General features: G+C 70.7%; 1 pseudogene. It reads right to left on the reverse strand.

Annotation, left to right across the window (positions count from 1 at the left end):
• Positions 1-62: 62 nt before the first annotated feature.
• A pseudogene (locus FUT87_RS10690) lies at positions 63-663 on the reverse strand (hypothetical protein); the annotation flags it as partial.

Below are 663 nucleotides of genomic sequence, written 5' to 3' on the forward strand. Positions count from 1 at the left end.
CATCAGGGCGGCGGCGATGCACGCCGGCATGCGCAGGCGCGACAGACGCGGTGACCGGGCCCTCATGGCTGGGCCGTCACGATGGTGCTGGTCGCCGGATTGTTGTCCAGCATCACCCAGCCCGGGCAGCTGTTGCCGGAGCAGGCCGCGCCCGTCGAGCGCCAGATGCGGCCATTGCCATGGCGCTGGTAGAGCCCGCTGGTGGCCGCCTCGATCTGCACGGTCGCGCCGTTGTTGTCGAGCATCGTCCAGCCCGGGCAGCTGTTGCCGGAACACACCTGGCCGGTGAAGCGCCAGATCTTGCCGTCCGCATGGCGCTGGAACAGCCCGCCGACATTGGCCGCGATCTCGCGCGCCGCCGGGTTGTTGTCCAGCATCGTCCAGCCGGGGCAGCTGTTGCCGGTGCAGGCCACGCCGGTCGAACGCCAGATCGCGCCGGTGTCATGCCGCTGGTACAGCTGGCCGCCCGCCGCGGCCAGCGCCTTGGCATGCGGGTTGTTGTCCAGCTGGGTCCAGCCGGGGCAGCTGTTGCCGGAGCAGGCCGCGCCGGTGGAGCGCCAGATCGCGCCGGTGTTGTGCAGCTGGTAGAGCCGCGTGCCGTCCGCGACGATGTCGATCGTGGCCGGGTTGTTGTCCAGCATCGTCCAGCCCGGGCAGCTGTTG

It is taken from the genome of Mitsuaria sp. TWR114 (genome assembly GCF_007997345.1).